Source organism: Actinobaculum sp. 313 (assembly GCF_003073475.1).
Taxonomy (GTDB): domain Bacteria; phylum Actinomycetota; class Actinomycetes; order Actinomycetales; family Actinomycetaceae; genus Asp313.
The window spans coordinates 2,177,281-2,196,464 of sequence record NZ_CP029033.1; the positions used below are offsets into that span (position 1 = coordinate 2,177,281).

The 19,184-nt window shown below is 61.1% G+C and carries 13 protein-coding genes and 1 pseudogene; all 14 read right to left on the bottom strand.

From position 1 onward, the window contains the following. Nucleotides 1–260: 260 nt before the first annotated feature. Entirely contained in the window at nucleotides 261–2,561 is a 2,301-nt protein-coding gene (locus tag DDD63_RS09430) for a 5'-nucleotidase C-terminal domain-containing protein (protein ID WP_108716151.1), read from the bottom strand. A 291-nt stretch (nucleotides 2,562–2,852) separates the two neighbouring features. Beyond that, nucleotides 2,853–3,784: pseudogene (locus DDD63_RS09435) on the bottom strand (polyprenyl synthetase family protein). A 93-nt stretch (nucleotides 3,785–3,877) separates the two neighbouring features. Then, the gene (gene nuoN / locus DDD63_RS09440) at nucleotides 3,878–5,518 is read right to left on the bottom strand and encodes an NADH-quinone oxidoreductase subunit NuoN (protein WP_108716152.1); all 1,641 of its coding nucleotides are present in this window, start codon (nucleotides 5,516–5,518) and stop codon (nucleotides 3,878–3,880) included. Further along, the gene (locus tag DDD63_RS09445) at nucleotides 5,515–7,143 is read right to left on the bottom strand and encodes an NADH-quinone oxidoreductase subunit M (RefSeq protein ID WP_108716153.1); all 1,629 of its coding nucleotides are present in this window, start codon (nucleotides 7,141–7,143) and stop codon (nucleotides 5,515–5,517) included. The genes nuoN and DDD63_RS09445 overlap by 4 nt, the downstream gene beginning before the upstream one ends. Before the next feature lie 16 nt (nucleotides 7,144–7,159). Beyond that, nucleotides 7,160–9,118, bottom strand: a complete 1,959-nt coding sequence (gene nuoL / locus DDD63_RS09450; protein ID WP_108716154.1) for an NADH-quinone oxidoreductase subunit L — start codon at nucleotides 9,116–9,118, stop codon at nucleotides 7,160–7,162. Nucleotides 9,119–9,135: 17 nt separating this feature from the next. Continuing rightward, nucleotides 9,136–9,435 carry an NADH-quinone oxidoreductase subunit NuoK gene (gene nuoK / locus DDD63_RS09455; RefSeq protein ID WP_108716155.1) on the bottom strand — a complete coding sequence of 100 codons (300 nt, stop codon included), beginning with the start codon at nucleotides 9,433–9,435 and terminating at the stop codon, nucleotides 9,136–9,138. Further along, nucleotides 9,432–10,376 carry an NADH-quinone oxidoreductase subunit J gene (locus tag DDD63_RS09460; protein WP_108716156.1) on the bottom strand — a complete coding sequence of 315 codons (945 nt, stop codon included), beginning with the start codon at nucleotides 10,374–10,376 and terminating at the stop codon, nucleotides 9,432–9,434. The genes nuoK and DDD63_RS09460 overlap by 4 nt, the downstream gene beginning before the upstream one ends. Beyond that, entirely contained in the window at nucleotides 10,373–11,119 is a 747-nt protein-coding gene (gene nuoI, locus DDD63_RS09465) for an NADH-quinone oxidoreductase subunit NuoI (protein ID WP_108716157.1), read from the bottom strand. The genes DDD63_RS09460 and nuoI overlap by 4 nt, the downstream gene beginning before the upstream one ends. After that, the gene (gene nuoH / locus DDD63_RS09470; RefSeq protein ID WP_108716158.1) at nucleotides 11,112–12,500 is read right to left on the bottom strand and encodes an NADH-quinone oxidoreductase subunit NuoH; all 1,389 of its coding nucleotides are present in this window, start codon (nucleotides 12,498–12,500) and stop codon (nucleotides 11,112–11,114) included. The genes nuoI and nuoH overlap by 8 nt, the downstream gene beginning before the upstream one ends. Then, entirely contained in the window at nucleotides 12,497–15,082 is a 2,586-nt protein-coding gene (locus DDD63_RS09475) for an NADH-quinone oxidoreductase subunit G (protein ID WP_108716159.1), read from the bottom strand. Before DDD63_RS09475 ends, nuoH begins: the two co-directional genes overlap by 4 nt. Further along, nucleotides 15,079–16,425, bottom strand: coding sequence for an NADH-quinone oxidoreductase subunit NuoF (nuoF, locus tag DDD63_RS09480; protein WP_108716160.1), 1,347 nt, complete (start codon nucleotides 16,423–16,425; stop codon nucleotides 15,079–15,081). The genes DDD63_RS09475 and nuoF overlap by 4 nt, the downstream gene beginning before the upstream one ends. After that, complete coding sequence (gene nuoE / locus DDD63_RS09485; protein WP_108716161.1) at nucleotides 16,422–17,111, bottom strand: NADH-quinone oxidoreductase subunit NuoE; 690 nt, start codon at nucleotides 17,109–17,111, stop codon at nucleotides 16,422–16,424. The genes nuoF and nuoE overlap by 4 nt, the downstream gene beginning before the upstream one ends. After that, entirely contained in the window at nucleotides 17,111–18,460 is a 1,350-nt protein-coding gene (locus DDD63_RS09490) for an NADH-quinone oxidoreductase subunit D (protein ID WP_108716162.1), read from the bottom strand. The genes nuoE and DDD63_RS09490 overlap by 1 nt, the downstream gene beginning before the upstream one ends. Beyond that, nucleotides 18,460–19,110, bottom strand: a complete 651-nt coding sequence (locus DDD63_RS09495; protein ID WP_240611488.1) for an NADH-quinone oxidoreductase subunit C — start codon at nucleotides 19,108–19,110, stop codon at nucleotides 18,460–18,462. Before DDD63_RS09495 ends, DDD63_RS09490 begins: the two co-directional genes overlap by 1 nt. Nucleotides 19,111–19,184: the final 74 nt, after the last annotated feature.

Genomic DNA, 19,184 nt, shown 5'->3' on the forward strand with positions numbered 1-19,184 from the left:
ATGCACGCGCCGCCCACAGACCTGCCCAGGCACGCGTCCCGGGTTTGCGGCCCAAGTGGCTACTCAACCACGCGGCCCAGGCTCCTTCCCATGAACGGAAGGCCTAGGTACCTCTCCAGACAGCGCGTCCGCTGGCACCTCCCCAGGCCCGCGCCACCCCAGCACAAACTGCTCAGGCAGCAGTCGAGTGTCACCCTCTCAGAGCCTCAACTCATCCGGGCGTAGGGACGCTAGCACCACGTAGACGGTCCGGCGAGCAACTATGCAACACGCCGTCGTGCGGCGAGCATGCCGCCGGAGATCATCAGGAACAGGGCAACAGCTACAAGTCCTTGCGTGTCGGCACCGGTGCGGGCAAGAGTGCCGGTGCGCACCTTCGTTGCGCCCTTGCCTCCCGCCTCACTCCCAGTCTTTCCAGTCCCTGACCCGCTCGCACCGGTACTCGCCGTAGCCCCAGAACCACCGGAGCCAGAACCACTGCTCGCACTCGCACTCGGCTTAGCATTCGCCCTGGCTGCAACGGTGAGTTTCGCCGAAGCCTTCAGTGGAGATTGTGTCACCACAACGGTATGCTCGCCCGCAGCGACTCCAGTCGGCACCTCAAAACTCACCGACGCGGCACCTGCGCCATCAGTGGTGACCTTCGCCACCTCTACCGGATCCGAATGCAAGCTCACCGCCACCGCACGGTTAGGAACGAACCCGCTCAGGGTGGCTGTAACCTCGTCACCAACCTTCGCATTGTCGGCAGACAGTGTCACTGTCGGATTTGGCGTCGACGTCACCAGGGCCCAGTTGTCGACGAAGAAGTTCGCCGGATCGATCACGCCGTCGGCCGAGGCGCGATCAATAATGAGCTGACGGATCTCCTGCGTCTCGTCATACACGATCGGTGCGTTTACCACGTGCGGATAATTGCCACCACCGCCCTGTCGGTAGTTGTTTATCGCAAGAATAAAGACGTCGTCGTCGACCACCGGCACGCCATTACGTGACAATCCAACAATGCGTTCACCCACCGGCTTGGAGACGTCAATGAGGTAATCGACTCCAGTCAGCGCGTCATAGTTATAATCCATGATCCCACGCGTTGCTCCGGGGTATAGGGCGTTAACACCAGTCTCCGGATCGAAGGTTGCCCCTTCCTCAACCTGCACAAAGTAGCGGGCCGAGTACTCCAGGTACTCCTTGATCTGCGCTCCGGTCAGCTTTACACCCAGCAGCGTGTTCTCGTAGATGTACAGCCCGGCAATATCCTTGATAGTCACATTGCCCTGTGGGAAGACCGCAGTACGCGAGAAGGGGGAAACCTGAGACAGTACCGGAATACCTTCATGCTCGGTTCCCTTCAGCGCGTTTGCCACGGTCTCGGTTTGCACCATGCCGATATAGTCGAGAATCGGGGTGTCCTCATAGTAGGACGTTGCCGCCGAGAGTTCCTCGGTGGAGGTGGAAACGGTCGTATTCACGTACTCAATCGTCGCCGCATGATCCGCGGTGAGAACCGCATTGCCGGTGATATCAGGAGAGTCAGCCACATCTTTGGTTTCCAGTGGCACCGCTAGCGCGCCGATCTCCGCATCCGTTTCCGGCCAGGCAACACGGAAACCGTCGCCATCTGCCTCCAGAGGCACCGTCACCTCGGACACGGAACGAGCCCAGACGTACGGTTGCGTGAATAGTACCGGATCGCCATCGGGAGCATGGTAGACCACCGAGGCCTTATTGACCACATGCGAGTGACCGCCAACTACTACGTCGACATCGTTGACTTTCGTGGACAACGACTCTGCAACATTTTCCTGCAGCAGACTGGCGTCCCACGGAACACCCGGTGCATCCAGGCCGGAGTGAATCAGTACGACGACGACGTCGGCCCCCTCTGCCTTTATCTGCGGCACGTACTGCTGGGCGGTGAGCACGCAATCGCGGAACTCCAAGACGCCCTGCACATGGTGCTTGTCCCACACGCGGACGCCGGGCGTGACAACGCCGAGCACGCCCACCTTAACCGTCTTGCCGTTCACCTCCTTATCGACCATTACGTACGGCTTGAACACCGGATCGTTTGTGCCCGCTTTCACCACATTCGCACCCAGCAAGGGGAAGTTCAACTGACGCTCGTAGTTGTACAGGTAGTCCATCCCGTAGTTGAACTCGTGGTTACCAACCACCTGCACGTCATAGCCGATTGTGTTGAAGGCCTCCGCCATGGGATTCGTGGAGTACGGCAACTTATCCGGTTGCATGGCCGCCAGATAGGTGAGCGGAGTACCTTGGACCGCGTCACCGTTGTCAACGACCAGTACGGACTGTGCCCCCTTCTCATTGCGGACATTGTCCACGATGGTGTCAACGCGCGCCATACCAAGCTCGGGCGTACTACCCTGCGGATAGGGTGCGTCTCGGAAGTAGTCCCAATTGAAGACGTGCCCATGGATATCCGTCGTGGCCAGAATGGTCAGATTACTGTCGCCCTCATCCGCTGCCGCGATCGGTTGCGGCGAGACGATAAGCGTGCCCGCCGCGAGTGCGGCGAGCAGGAGTCGTGAGTGTTTCATCTAATCTCCCAAGTTGTCTCCCGGCATCGTCGGTTGATGCCGGTGGGGACACTCATACTAGACGTGAGTGACTCGCGACACGCCGGTTTCAGAAACCTCGTTCGAATCAGATGACGCCGCCGTTGATCGGGTGCGAATACCGTGCCCGCGTTTGTGGCCTGCTGTGGGCCGCTCCGTCTGTGCGGTGTGGGGTGCGCCTCCCGACAGCGAGCTTGTGCCCTCCTGCGCCGATTCGCACCAAAGCCTTGCGGGTGGCAGCCCTCCCGCCCGCGCGCTAGTGCCCTGCCTGCCTCACGCAGTCCGTTGGACGGTGGCACGCGCAAAGGCCGTCAGAGCCTCCCGCACGTCGTCGTGCGGAAGACCCTCGAGGAACGTGAGAGCGTCGCTTACCCACTGCAGCGCAAGTTGCCGGGTCTGGGCTACCACGTCATGCCGACGGAGCATGCCAACCACTTCCGCCAAGGCCGTATCCGAGCTCAGATCCGCGCTCTCCAGTCGCTCTAGGATACGTAGTCCGAGTGCGTCCAGAGTCCCGGCCGCCTGCTGTTCGCGCAGCAGGATAACCGGCATCGTGTCCACACCCTCCCGCAGATCGGTTCCCGGTGTCTTGCCGGTCTGCTGACCGTCCGAGATGATGTCGATCACGTCATCGGCCAGTTGGAAGGCGACACCAACCCGCTCCCCGTATTCGGCGACCACATCGGCCATATTCTCATTGCCCCCGCCGAGAGCACGCCGTAACGAGCCGACGCCGCTATCAGCGAGCCGGTTTTATCTGCCAATACGGCCAAATAGTGTTCGCGAGCACTCTGCCCGTCACGTCTGCCAATAGTTTCGTGCAACTGCCCCTGACACAACCGCTCGAATGTACGGGCATGTAACTCGACTGCCCGCGGCCCCAAACCCGACACCACGATTGAGGCACGGGCAAACAGAATATCCCCCGCCAGAATGGCCACGGAATTGCCGAAAAGCTCCTGGGCGGAGGGCACGCCGCGGCGCATCGGCGCCTCGTCCATAACGTCATCGTGATACAGCGATGCCAGATGGGTAAGTTCGACAACGACGGCGGAATCCAACACCGCCTGCGCCTCCGGATGCGGGCCGAGCTCAGCCGCCAGTAGGACGAGGGCCGGACGCAACCGTTTGCCACCGGCGTCCGCCAGGTGCGACGTCGCCGGATCCACCTGCAGATCGTCGAGGCGCACTTGTGCCCGCAGCATGGACTCGACTACCTGCATGCGGCGGCTCAGGTGGGCAGCAAGCCGCCCCTCCCCAAAACTGACGCTCAAATCTAGAACACCGGAACCTAAGATCTACGACAAAAGACCAAGTACCGGCCCGGGTAGTATCCCGAGCACGATCGTGAGCGCGGCGCATGCAATGATCGCCACCCCCGCGTATCCTTCCGAGGCCACCGTCACGGACGTCGCCGGATCAGGTTGCCGGAAGAACATGTTCAGGATAACCCGGAAGTAGAAAAAGGCAGTAGCGGCAGACGCCAAAACGGCGAATACCACAAGAACTGTTTGCCCACCGCTGACACCGGCGGCGAACACCACGAACTTGCCGATGAAGCCGGATGTCAAGGGGATCCCCGCGAAGGAGAGCAGGAAAACAGTCATGCACACCGCCAACACGGGATTGGTCTTACCCAGTCCCTTCCAGTGGTCAATGGCAGTCGCCTCACCGAGAATGTTTCCCGCCTCATCCCGGTCACGCACCAATGTGATAACACCGAAGGCGCCCACGGAGGCGAGGCCGTACGACAACAGGTAGAACGCTATCGGCACAATATTGGCGGCAAAACCGACTTCTGACATCTGCCCGCGAAGTGTGGCGCTTACCACAGCGGCATTCGCGCCAAAGAAGGCCGTAACACCGATGAGGAGGAACCCAGCATGAGAGATCGCGGAGTACGCGAGCATGCGTTTGATGTCTCGCTGAACAATCCCGAGGACCGTGCCCACCAGAATCGTCGCAATGACGATAATCCACAATACGGGCTTGAGCGTTTCGTACAGGGAGACGGCGCTCCACCCGATCGTATTCGAGTTATCAGCACCCCCGAGTAAACGTAGTACCGCCGCAAAAACGGCAATCTTCGTGCCGGCTGCCATGAAGCCGGTAACGGGAGTGGGCGCGCCCTGGTAGGCATCGGGAACCCACGAGTGGAAGGGGACCGCACCCACTTTAAACAGAAGCCCAATAAGCACCAAGGTTGTGCCCGCAATAAGAAGTAGCTCTTGGCCACTAGCCTCAAGGTAGGCACGATTCCAAAGGTTGAATCCACCGGAGAAGCCGTACAGCAATGCGACGCCCATCAGGAAGAAGGCCGAAGAGAACGCACCCAGCAAGAAGTACTTCAGCGCCGCTTCCTGCGACAGTGCACGACGCCGCCTCGCCGTCGCACACAGTACATATAACGGTAGTGAGAGCACCTCAAGGGAGATGAACATCGTCAGGAAGTCCCCCGACATGGCAAAAGCGAGCATGCCCGCAATGGAGAAGAGCATCAGCGGGAAAACCTCTGTCTGCTCCGCCCCAAGCCGATTCGCTTCCCGTTCCTCGGACGAACCCGGCTGCGTCGCAGCAGAAGCGGCAAAGGCTCCCTCCCCCGTTGCGGTGCGATCAGCTGCAATAAGAAGAGCGAACAATGCACAAGGCAGCACTATCGCCTGGAAGACGATGGCAAGGCGGTCCTCGAACAACGTTCCAACCGCTGCTTGTTCATTCAGCTTCAGCACAACCGCGTATCCCAAATCGCCGACTTTTTTCCACTGGGCGATAACGGCGACAAAGGCTCCTGCGACAGCGAGGAATGACACGACGAGCTGCGTGTTACGCCGATAACGCTCCGGAACGAAGGCCTCGACAAGCACGCCAATCACTGCAGCGCCCAGCACGATGAGAATAGGTGTAAGCGCCACCCAGTTGATGACGGGATTGCTACTCACTTCATGCTCCCTTCTGCGGTCGCAGCGGACCACGCAATTGAGCCGGTTCCATCCACATGTGCCGGTGCCGCCGCCACGGTCTCACGTGTATTCGTCTCTTGCGGCGCCTTGGCGTCTGCGGAGATTTCCTCCGAGAGGTAAACGGTTGTCATCTCCGCCGCGGGTGTAATGGTGTCGATAACGGGCGCCGGTCCCAACCCGAGGAACAACATGGCTGCGATAAGAACGGCGGAAACAGTCTTTTCTGCGCCATCCATGTCGTTGACCTCAATGCTTGGCCGGGGACCGGTAAACACGCGCTGATATGGCCACAGGATGTATACAGCCGCCAAGATGACGCCGAAAACGGCAATGGTCGCGAGTGGCACGTTCACGGAATAGGTGCCGATCAGAATCAAGTATTCGGGAATGAATCCCGAAAGGCCTGGCAGCGCAATAGAGGCTAGTCCAGCTACCAGGAACACTCCGGCAATCAGTGGAGTCACACGCTGCCAGCCGCCGTAATCGCTAATCATGTAGGAGCTTCCGCGCCGACGCAGCGAGCCGACCGTCAAGAACAGGGCACCGGTTGCAACACCATGCGCCACCATATACAGAATCGCACCCGTCATTGCCACCGAGGAACCGGAGAAGATTCCCAGCACCATGAAACCGAAATGGCTGACCGAGGTGTACGCAATAAGACGCATAAGATGCTGCGAGGTGATCGCCATGAACCCGCCCCAGAGAATGGAGATCACGGCCAGAATCATTATGGGTGTGGCGGCCCGCTGCGCGGCATCCGGGAAGAAAGGAACGCAGAAGGCGATCATGCCGTAGGTGCCGATCTTATCCAGCACGCCAACCAATAGTGTTGACGTACCTGCCGGTGCCTGCTCCGTCGTATCCGGCAGCCAAGTATGTAGTGGAAACATCGGTGCCTTGATGGCAAATCCGATGAAGAAGGAGAGGAAGATCCACATCTGCGCGGTGTCTGATACGGCAAGCGCCCCGCTGATGTTCTCGACGAGCAAACCGCCCTCCGGCAGGGGCGAGGCGACCATCAGGGCTATCACGCCGACCAGCATGATCAGACCGCCGACCAGGGAGTAAATGACGAACTTAATTGCCGCGCGATGCCGCTTCTCACCGCCGTAACGCCCGATGAGGAAGTACATCGGCAGGATCATCAACTCGAAGAGTACGTAGAAGAGGAAGATATCCCTGGAGGCGAAGATACCGATCATGATGGCTTCCAGGAAAAGAATCCACCCGACATACCCGGCCACTCGGTTCTCATTCTCGCCACGGAACTCATTCCCCGATGCGAGCAGCACCACCGGCACCAGGAAGGTAGCCAGTCCGATCATCACCACGCCGATGCCGTTAATGCCCCACGCCAGCGACACCCCAAGCTGCGGAATCCAAGAATACGTTTCCGCCAGCTGGTACTCGGCCGAACCAATGTCGAATCCGGTCGTCACTGCCGTCAGGAATACGACGAGTATCGCGAGTGACACCGCCAGACCGAAGGGCAACGCCATTTTACGCAGTGGCCTGACAAGCCACAGCGCCAATGCCGCCAGCACGGCCACCACAATCAGTAGGCTGAGCCAGGGAAAGGCTGCCTCGTTCACGGATTGCATTATTCTCCTCTCCCGGTCAGAACCGCGACGCCAACGCGATAATCAGGGCGATAACCACGCCAACGTACATGTAGGCCGCGTACGAGCGCACGTAGCCGTTTTGCAGCCGACCCAGCAGACGCCCGGTGGCAGTAGTTCCCCGCGCCACCCCTTCCACGGCACCGTCAACCACATGTTGATCGACTACCGCTACAGCGCCGGTGGCCGCGAGGCCTGGCTTCATCACCAATGTCTCGTTAATGACATCCTGGTACAAGTCATTTCGAGCCGCTCGCGTCAATGCACTACCAACCGGTACCTCCACCGGCACCTGCGAGGCCAGATACATCTTCCAGGCCACCCCTACCCCAATTGCCACAACCGCCAGTGTTGCTACGGTAATCGCGACCGGAGCAATCACGGGTTCACCGTGCTCGCCGCCCCCGGTAACCGGTTCGAGCCACGCGGTGAATCCGACCCGGTTGAGCACGAAGCCCAGCGCAAGCGAACCGATCGCCAGAATCACCTGCGGCATATACATTGATGCCGGCGCCTCATGCGGATGATGTGCATTCTTCCCCTTCTTGGAGAAACGCTCCTCGCCGTGGAAGATCATGAAGAACATGCGCGACATGTAGAAGGCCGTCAGCCCGGCGACGAGCAACGCCAAGGTTCCGAATACCCATGGTTGCCATCCCTGCCCCACGAAGGCGGTCTCAATGATCTTGTCCTTGGAGAAGTAGCCGGACAGGAACGGGAAGCCAATGATGGCGAGGTAACCACAAAGGAAAGTTGCCCAGGTGATCGGCATGTACTTGCGCAAACCTCCAAAGCCGCGCATATCAACTTCGTCGTTCATCGCATGCATAACCGAGCCGGCACCCAGGAACATGTTGGCCTTGAAGAAACCGTGCGTGACCAGGTGGAAGATGGCGAAGCCCGCGCCCACCGGTCCCAGTCCGGCGGCCAACATCATGTAGCCGATTTGCGACATGGTCGAGGCGGCCAGCACCTTCTTCATATCGTCTTTCGCGCAGCCGACGACGGCACCGAACAGGAGGGTAATTGTGCCGATGGTCGCGACTAGCAATTGCGCGGTGGAGCTGACCGCGTAAATCGCCCCGGAACGTACCATGAGGTACACACCTGCGGTCACCATGGTTGCAGCGTGGATAAGCGCGGAAACCGGCGTCGGTCCGGCCATGGCGTCACCCAGCCATGCCTGCAACGGGAACTGCGCCGACTTGCCGCACGCTGCCACCAGCAGGAAAATCCCGATGGCCGTCACCGTGGTAGTGGAAGCCCGGTCGATACCTGCGTTGACGCCCTGGAAGGTTACCGTTCCAAGAGTCGAGAACATGATCATCATGGCGATGAGCATGCCCATGTCGCCCACCCGGTTCATAAGGAATGCCTTCTTACCTGCGGTGGCGTTCTCCGGTACCTGGTTCCAGAAGGAGATGAGGAGGTAGGAGGCCAGGCCCACGCCCTCCCAGCCGACGAACAGAACCAGATAGGAGTCGCCGAGAACAAGCAACAGCATGGAGGCGACGAAGAAATTCAGGTAGGCGAAGAAGCGGCGTCGTGCCACGTCGTGCTTCATATACCCAACGGAGTAGATATGAATCAGCGTGCCGACGAAGGTGACCAACAGCAGGAAGGTGACCGACAACGGGTCCACCCGCATGGCCAGATTCACCGCCTGTGCCCCGGCAAGAGGAACCCACCGGTACAACGCCACATCCAGAACACGCCCGTCGGAGGGCAGGCCGATGAGCTGGAAGAAGACGGCGGCTGCCACCACGAAGGAAACCGTTGCCGCGGCGATGGCGAGCCAGTGCCCCCAGGCGTCGCTCGCCTTGCCCGCGACAAGCAGGATGCCTGCGGTGACAAGGGGAACAGCTACGCATAACCACACCAGGCTCGCGACCCCGGTAGCGGGAGTTGCGAGGGCCGTGGTAGCGGTGACGCTTGCTGGAATGAGTGCCAGAGTCAATTCACACCTGCTTCCCGTCAGTGCTTGAGCTGGTTCGCACCGTCAAGCGAAGCGGACCTGTGGGTTCGGAAAATAGCGACGATGATTGCCAGGCCCACCACTACTTCGGAAGCGGCGACAACCATGACGAAGAAGGCGAAGACCTGCCCCTGAATATCTCCCCACATACGTGAGAAGGCCACCAGCGCAAGGTTGCAGGAGTTGAGCATGATCTCCACTCCCAGCAGCGCGATAATGGCGTTGCGGCGAGTGAGCACGGCCGCCCCACCGATGGCGAAGAGTATGATCGCCAGCACCACGTAGTACATCAGGTTCACTTGGATTCCTCCTCACCGGACTCCAATTCACTCTTCAGCTCGCCGTCTTCCAGGACATCGCGTGTGTCTGGTTCTTGCGCCGGATACACCGGCGCAGCCTCTCCGGGCATGCCGGGCAGTCCGCCGTTGCGCACCGCCGCCGAGCTGCCCGGCCCGGTCAGTTCGTTGCGTGCGGCGCGGGCCGCCGTCACCAGGGAGATCTCCTCGACCGTGCGTTCCTGGCCGCGTATGCGCAACACGCGCTGCATGGAGCCCTCCGCGACCTTGCCGCCGACCGTGAGAGCCGGATTGGCCGCTGAATTCGACTCCGCGTACACACCGGTGGGTGGCTTTTGACCGATATGCCGTCCGCTGGTGGCATAGGCCTCCATCTTCGCCTCGGCCAGTTCGGGCTGCGTCATCCGCTTGTGCACCTGCCGGTGTGTAAGCGTCATGGCTCCCAGCGCCGCTACGATCAGCAGCGCGCCGGTCAGCTCCATGGTCAGCACATGCGAACTGAAGATCTCCTGTGCGATCGCCTTCGGGTTGGTCGCGGCGTTGGCCATTTTCATTCCAACCGCTTCAGGTGTGGCGGCGCCCAGCACCGCACCCGCCGCGACGATGATGAAACCGAGTCCACCCAGCGCGGCCAGGGGGCGCTGTACCCGTTTGGTCTCATGGGTGGAGTCCGATGGATCCACACCAATCATCATGAGGACGAACAGCAGCATCATCAGAATGGCGCCCGTGTACACCGCGATCTGTACGACACCCATGAAGGGCGCCTCCAGCATCGTGTACAGGATGGCGAAGCCGACCATAATGCCGATAACGCATACAACGGAGTAGACCGCACGGCGCGTGAACAGCAGGCCGTATACCGCGAGGGTTACCATAACCGCCGCGAGGATGAAGAATAATACGGCCTCCCCGGTAGAGATCTGCAAAGGTTCTATGATCATTGCGCGTTCTCCTCCACTGACGGTTTCGGCGCCGTAGGCTGAGCTACCGGTGGCACTCCTCGAGCCGCAGATGCATCCGGAACCGGGCCCTCTTCGAAAACCGGGCGGGCGGTCGCTAAAGTGGGGTCGTCGGGGCGATGCTCGCGTACCCAGTCGATCTGACTCTGTGTCGGCCCCGTAACTTCACCGTGGTAATACTGCAAATGCGTGGCACCGGTCGGCATCGGGTGCGGCGGAGCAAGCATGCCCTCCTCGGGCGGTACCAGTATGTCCTGCTTCTCGTAAATTAGCCCCTCGCGAGTCGGTCCGGCCATCTCGAACTCATTCGACATCGTCAGTGCGCGAGTGGGACAGGCCTGTATGCAATAACCGCAGAAAATGCACCGCTGGTAGTTGATTTGATAGACCCGTCCATATCGTTCTCCCGGCGAGTACTGCGCTTGTGGATCGTTGGGTGCTGCCTCCACAAAAATCGCATCCGCCGGGCAGGCCCAGGCGCAGAGCTCGCAGCCGATGCATTTCTCCAGCCCGTCCGGGTAACGGTTGAGATGATGCCGACCGTGGTAGCGGGGATGCACCGGTACCGGCTCCTCCGGGTACTGTTCGGTGGCCACCGGGTGGAACATGGAACTGATCGTCACCCCATATCCGGCAACCGGTGCAAAAAACTCGCCGACGGGGCCTTTCCGGGGACGTTCCCACAGGTTTGGATCGGGCGACGACGCCGAAGTGTTCTCAGTCATGATCGGCCTCCTGGGTACTTAAGGTGGCCTCGCGGCGCTTGGCGCGCGGGGACGGGGGCAGGGATTGTCCGGGCAACGGTGGGACGGGGAAGCCACCGGCCATGGCATCGAATTCATCCTCGGGACGAACGAAGTCGGCTGCAGCCTGCGCCTCGTCGCTCTCGCCGTCGAGCAGTGCAGGCGTGGATTCACCAGCACCGCTCTCACCCGTCGGCTCCTCTTTATCACCCACCAACCAGATAATCGCCATGGCGATAAGGAAGACGACCGCGATTCCAATGTAGAGCTGATTGCGGGTAAAGGTGCTGAAGGACGTGACGCCGCGGATCACGACGACGCAGACGAGCCAGATCAGTGAAACTGGAATGAGAACTTTCCATCCCAGCTTCATGAAGTGGTCATAACGCATACGCAGCAGGGTGGCGCGGGTCCAGATCATGAAGAACATGAATAGCCAGGTCTTCAGGAAGAACCACAGCATCGGGATCCAACCCACATTCGGATCCCCACCCCACAGCGAGTAGAGCCACGTCATAATCGGCCCGGCACGCCATCCCCCGAAGAAGCAGGTTGTGGCAATCATCGAGACGTTGAACATATTCACGTACTCGGACAGGTAGTACCACGCGAATTTCATCGAGGAGTACTCGGTGTGCGGGCCGGCCACCAACTCTCCCTCTGCCTCGGGCAGATCCAGCGGCAGGCGGTTGGTCTCGCCGAACATCGAGATGATGTATATGCAGAAGGCCGGGAAGAGCGGAATGCAGTTCCAAATTCCGGCTTGGGCATCCACGATTCCCGAGGTAGACATTGTCGAGGCCGTGAGGAACACGGTGACCAGTGAGAGGCTCAAGGCCAACTCGTAGGAGATCATCTGCGTTGCGGAGCGTACCGCGCCGTACAGCGGCAAGGTGGAGCGGGCAGACCATCCACCCAGCACGAGCCCGTACTCGCCGAGTGCAGCAATACCGAGAATCAGCAGCAGCGCCACCGGCGAATCGGCCAATTGCAAGGGTGTGGAGTGCCCGAACAGCGAGATCTGTGGCCCCATCGGGATAACGGCCATGATGCTGAAGGCACAGGCGGCGGAGATAACCGGCGCGACGAAGTAGACGATCTTGTCGGCGCCCTTGAGCCACATGTCCTCTTTGATGATCAGCTTCAACGCATCGGCGAATGCCTGACCCAGCCCCAGCGGTCCGACTCGATTCGGCCCCAAGCGCGTCTGCATTCTCCCCAGGCCGCGCCGTTCCACCCACAGCGCCAAGATAACGGAGAGGATGAGGTAGACCAGAATGAAGACTGCCTTAATGGCCCAGATCCACCACGTGTCCTGGGTGAAGTCCGCCGTTTGAGCAGCCGCAATAACCGACGAGCTCATTTTGTCACCTCCACAGTGGCCGCGCTGAGAGCGACCTCTTCTCCGGCACGCACACCTAGCGACGCAATCTGGCAGCCCACAGAATTCTGTGGAGCCCACACGACGCCGTCGGGCATCTCCGCGATACCGGTGTTAAGAGTGATTGATCCGTCCGGACCGCTGATTGTGAGAGCGGCACCGTTATGCACACCGACCGCATCCGCTGTGGCGGCGGATAGTAGCGCCACGGGCGTGCGCGCAGTTGCCGCCAGATGCGGCTCAAAGGCCTGCAATGTTCCGGCTCCGAGCATGAGGTTCCAGCTGGCAAGTACGGCGTGCCCGACTGTCGCTTCGGCAACCTCGGCGGCGGCGACCGTCGGCGCTGCCATCCGCACCCCATCCCAGGCGGAGAATTCTTGGATCTCGCGTACAACATCCTGCAGGGTTGCCAGGCCCAGGTCCGTTCCCATTTCGGCGGCGAGGTTATGCAGCACCACGCGATCAGGAAGTTGTACCGATGTCAGTACCTGCCCGAAGGGCCGGATCCGACCCTCCCAGTTAACGAAAGAACCACCTTTCTCACTGGGTGGTGCCACGGGAAGGACGACGTCGGCTGCGGCCGTAACCGCTCCGGAGCGCACCTCCAAGGAGACGACGAAATCGACCGCCGCCAGCGCGGCTGCGGCGTCTCCGGGCAGGTCGCCCAGTTCAACACCGGCCAGGATCAGCCCTCCCAATTCGCCCGCTGCCGCGGAGGCGAGGATCTCGTCGGTTCCACGCCCGGCATCTTCCGGCAGGCTTGATACTCCCCATACTGCGGCGGTATCAATCCGGGCAGCCGAATCACCCACCGGGCGTCCACCGGGCAGTAGGCAGGGGTGCGCGCCCATATCCAGGGCTCCGCGATCACCGGCGCGGCGCGGCACCCACGCCACGCGGGCTCCCGTACGCTCGGCCAGGCGCAGTACGGCGCTTAGTGCGCCGGCAGATTCCGCCGCACGCTCTCCCACCAAGATGATGCCGTCGTCACACAGGGCGTCGAATGTAGCATCGCCGACTGCCAGATCGTCAAGAACGGCTGCCTCCGCTCCGGGGACAACCGGGATCAATCGGGCATCCATCTTCCGGGTTCCGGCGCTGGCGTAGGGCGCCAGAACAGAGACGGCAACCGTACCGGCCCGCACGCCCTTACGCAACCGCAGGAAGATCGCCCCACATTCCTCTTCGGCTTCCAGTGCCACCGTCAGAACATGACCGCCCCGTTCCAGCGCGGCGTATGTCACTCCGAGACCGCTACCGGCGACGGCGGATCCGAGGAAAGCATCCTCTTCACAGCGGGCCGGGCGGGTGCGGAAGTCGATATCGTTCGTCTTCAGGACCGTGCGGGCGAACTTGGAGTACGCGTAGGCGTCTTCCATGGTCAGACGCCCACCGACCAGTACACCTACCCCCTTTTCCGCGGCCTTCTGCAAGCCGCGCGCGGCCACATCGAGCGCATCGGGCCACGACGTAGCCACCTGTGCGCCGTCGTCGCGCACCAGCGGATGCCGGAGTCTGTCCGTACCGTTCTGCCACCGGAAGGCGAAGCGGTCCTTATCGGTGATCCACTCCTCGTTCACCGCCGGGTCCTCGCCCGCCTGCCGCCGCAGCACCTCACCGCGTCGATAGTCGATGCGCAGGGCGGAACCGGAAGCGTCGTGTTCGGTTACTCCGGGCACCGAGACCAGGTCGAAGGGCCGGGAGCGGAAGCGATACGCGGCACTGGTCAGCGCGCCAACCGGGCAAATCTGGATGATATTGCCGGAGAAGTATGAGGCGAAGGGCCGTCCGGACTGGTCGAGCTCGGCGTCGCCCACCGGACCGCTCGCAAAACCGCTTGCCAGCCCGGGTGAACCGAACGGCCCCGCATACTCAGCCGGAGTTGTCTTCGGCTGGCTGCCCGCCGATTCTGAGAAATGCAGAACGCGGGCATCAAAGCGGCCGATCTGGGAGGCGTTGAGGGAGTGAATCTCGTAGCCGGGTGTTCCGCCGCCTCGCCCCTGCAAGGCGATGAAACGGTCACCGACGATTTCATCCTGGAAACGGGTACAACGCTGGCAGAGAATGCAGCGGTCACGGTCGAGCAGTATCTGGGAGGAGAGTTGCACCGGTTTGGGGAATGTCCGCTTCACGTCGATGAAGCGTGAGGTTGAGCGTCCATCGCTTATCGCTTGGTTCTGCAACGGACACTCGCCGCCCTTATCGCAGATCGGGCAGTCCAGCGGATGGTTGATCAGCAGGAACTCCATGATTCCGCGCTGCGCCTTCTGCGCAACGTCAGAAGTGACTTGGGTGTACACCTCCATGCCGGGGCTGACGGCCTCCGCGCAGGACGGCACCGGCTTCGGTCCTTTCGCGATGGTGCCATCGCGGCCCGGCCGGGCCACTTCCACCAAGCATTGCCGACACACGCCCACCGGCTTGAGAAGAGGATGATCGCAAAAGCGCGGAATGCGCACACCGGCCTTCTCGGCGGCGCGGATGATCATCGTCCCCTTCGGCACGGAGACCTCGTGGCCGTCAACCTTGATGCTGACAAGCTCTACCGTCTCGTTACTCGTCATTGGACTCCCACCTCGCTGTATGCGGTCGTCTTCTCATACGGGAACAGTTCCCACGCCGGCGTTGTATAACCGGCCTCGAACTCCTCCCGGAACCGTTCGATTCCCGAACGAATCGGAACCGCGGCGGCATCGCCGAGCGCGCAGAACGAGCGGCCGGAGATATTGCCGGCGATTTCGTAGAGCAGGTCGACGTCGCCTGGTTGCCCCTGGCCCGCCTCCAAGCGATGCATGATCTGCCGCATCCAGTACGTGCCCTCCCGGCAGGGCGTGCATTTTCCACACGACTCGTGCTGGTAAAAGTCCGTCCACCGGGAGACAACGCGTACCACGGAGACGGTGTCGTCGAACATCATCAGGGCGCGGGTGGCCAGCATTGACCCGGCTGCTCGCACCTGGTTGTAGTCCAAAGGAACATCCAACTCCTCGGGGGTGAACAGGGGGGCTGATGATCCCCCGACGGCCCAGAACTTAAGTTCGTGCCCTTCCCGGATACCCCCTGCCAACTCCAGCAACTGCCGCCCGGTGATCCCGATCGGAGCCTCGTATTGACCCGGATGGCGTACATGCCCGGACAGGGAGAAGAAACCGTGCCCCTTCGCCGTGTCGGTGCCCATGGCTTGGAACCAGTCCTTGCCATGGCGCAGGATGCCAGGAACGGAGGAGATGGTTTCCACATTATTGATAACGGTGGGGCGCGCGTACAGTCCCTCCGCCGCGGGGAATGGCGGCTTCAGGCGCGGCTGCCCGCGGTATCCCTCCAACGAGGAGAGTAGCGCGGTCTCTTCTCCACAAATGTAGGCCCCGGCCCCGGCGTGCACGGTTATCTCGATGTCGTAGTCCCCGTTCGGTCCCAGCCCCTTGCCGATAAGGCCCGCTTCGCGTGCCTCTCGCGCTGCGGCCAGCAGGCGCCGGTACACATGAACGACCTCGCCGCGCAGGTAAACGAAGCCGTGGTGGCCTCCCACTGCGAGCAGGCAAATCGCCATGCCTTCGATCAGCGCATGTGGATTCGCCATCAGCGCCGGCACATCTTTACAGGTTCCCGGCTCCGACTCGTCGGCGTTGACCACCAGGTAACGCGGCCCCCCATCCGGCGGCGGAAGGAAGGACCACTTGAGCCCGGTGGGGAATCCAGCACCGCCGCGCCCGGCAAGGCCGGAATCCTTGATCAATTCAACGATCTCGCCTTCGCCGTATCCCCACGCCTTCTGCAGACCCTCGTAACCTCCGTTCGCCCGGTAGGTTTCCAGGGTCCAGGAACGTTCTTGGTCCCAGGTATTCGAAATGACCGGCGCGAGCACGCCGGGAGCGGAAAACGCGGCCGCTTGCTCTTGCTCGCTCACTTGGTCTCCCCTCCATTCGAAGTGGTAGCTTGCGGGGATGTCCAATTGTTCTGGCGGGCCTGCCGCAATCCGGCCAGGGTTGCCGGTCCGGCCCCGGGGCCCTCATTGACGTGACCATCCTCAAAACCCGCGAGCACGCGTTCCGTCTCTTTGAAGGTGTGGACCTTCTCGGCGCCACGCGTCGGATGCACATCCTTCCCGGCCTGCAGATCATCCACCAGCTGCAAAGCTGACGCGGGGGTCTGATTATCGAAGTACTCCCAGTTGATCATGACAACCGGGGCGTAATCGCAGCCCGCGTTGCATTCGAGCGCCTCGAGCGTGATCTTGCCGTCGTCGGTGGTCTCATCGGAACCAACCCCGAGTTTCTCGGTCAGGGCGTTCCAAATGTCGTCACCGCCCATCACTGCACACAGCGCATTCGTGCATACCCCCACATGGTATTCACCGTTGGGATGACGCCGATACTGACTGTAGAAGGTTGCCACCGCCGAAACCTCCGCCCGAGTGAGCGAAAGGATCTCGGCGACCAACGCGATGCCGCGTGGAGAGACGAAACCATCCTCCGACTGGATGAGGTGCAGCATGGGCTGGATTGCCGAACGCGGGTGGGGGTAACGCGCGATGATCTCCTGCGCGTCCACCCGCAGTCTCGCTTCGACTTCCGGTGCGAAATTCTCAGACATCAGCGGTCAACACCTCCCATAACGGGATCGATAGAGGCCAGGCACACGATGGCATCGGCGAGTAGACCGCCTTCTGCCATCATGGATAGACCCTGCAGATTGTGGAAACCGGGGTCGTCCACATGCACCCGATAGGGGCGGGTTCCCCCATGAGAAACCAGGTGGCATCCCCACACGCCCTTCGCATGTTCCACCATGGTGAAAGACTGACCGGCGGGAACGCGGAAACCTTCCGTGATGAGTTTGAAGTGATGGATGAGCTGCTCCATAGACTCGCCCATGATTTCGCGTACATGCTCCGGTGCAGTGCCCTGCCCATCGGTTCCGATGGAGAGCTGCGCCGGCCAGGCGATCTTCTTGTCGGCCACCATCACCGGTTCGCCCTCACAGGCGTCAAGGCGATCAAGTACCTGGTAGATGATCCGCAACGACTGGTAGCACTCATCAAAACGCACCATCGCCCGGTTATAGGCATCGGACTGGTTATAGGTGGGAATATCGAACTCGTACTGCTCATAGCCGCAGTAGGGTTGGGACTTTCGCACATCCCACGGCAGACCCGCCGCTTTCAGTCCCGGTCCGGTCTGGCCCAGTGCCATCAGTGCGGAAAGGGAGAGCACTCCAACATTTTGGAAGCGGGCCTTGAAGATCGGGTTCTCGCCGACGATGTCCAACATCTCGGTGACGCCCTTGCGAATATCCGGAAGCAGTTCGCGGATGTAGTCTGTTGTTCCCTCCGGAATATCCTCGAGGACGCCGCCCGGTCGAATGAACTCGTGATTCATACGCAGCCCGGTGATACGCTCAAAAATGCGTAACACGTCTTCGCGCGTACGGAAACCAATGGTCATCATGGTGGTGGCGCCCAGCTCGTTGAGTGCCGAACCAATGGCCACCAGATGCGATGCGATGCGGTTGAGTTCCATCAGGAGCACGCGGATCATATTCGCGCGCGGCGGCACGTCCTGCTCGATACCGAGCAGACGCTCCACCCCGATGCAGTATCCGACCTCTTGGAAGAAGGGGGCGACGTAATCCATACGGGTGACGAAAGCTACACCCTGAGTCCAGTTGCGGAACTCCATGTTCTTCTCGATGCCAGTGTGCAGGAAACCCGTTGCACCGCGGATCTCGCGCACGTACTCGCCATCCATCTCCAGGAGCAACCGCAGCACGCCATGCGTTGAGGGATGCACGGGTCCAAGGTTGACCACAATGCGCTCCTCCGCCATCTGCTCCGCTTCGGAGGCGATGTCGGACCAGTCCCCACCACTGGCCATGAAGCTCGGCAGGCCCTCCAACTCTTCCTCGGTTACGCCCGCCGTGGCATGGAAATTCGGTGCAGTCATCAGTTGTAGCTCCTCCGAGTGTCCGGTGGCGGAATAACAGCGCCCTTGTACTCCACCGGAATACCTCCCAGTGGGTAGTCCTTGCGCTGGGGGTGCCCCACCCAGTCATCCGGCATAGCGGTACGAGTCAGACCCGGGTGGTTATCGAAGATAATGCCCATCAGATCCCACGCCTCCCGCTCATGCCAATCGTTGCCCGGATACAGTGCAACGATTGACGGCAGGTGGGGATCCTCCTCCGGGCATGTGGTTTCGATGGCGATGAAGCGATTGTGGGTGATGGAGAACATCGGATAGTAGGCGTGCAGTTCGCGGCCTTTATCATCCGGGTAGTGCACCCCGCTCACCCCGATGCATAGCTCGAAGCGTAGATCCTGATCATCACGCAGGTAACGCATCACCCGTTCCAGGTGATCGCGAGTCACGAAGATCACGAGTTGACCGTTTTCCACCACGACTTTATCGATGGCCTCGTCCACGACGACGTCGTCGGCCTGCAGCAGCTCGACAATGATGTCCACGACTTCGTCGAACCAGCCGCCGTAGGGGCGCGATGCCGGGCGGGCCATGATCTCCGTGTGGCGCAGGCCGGTGAAGCCGGATGTATCACCCGAGCCGTGTACGCCCCACATCCCTTGGACGGTACGCAGGAGTTCCGGTGTGGTATGCCCGCCAAGCGGGGCTGCGTCACCGGGCTGGATTACAGCGCCTTCTTCATTCTCAC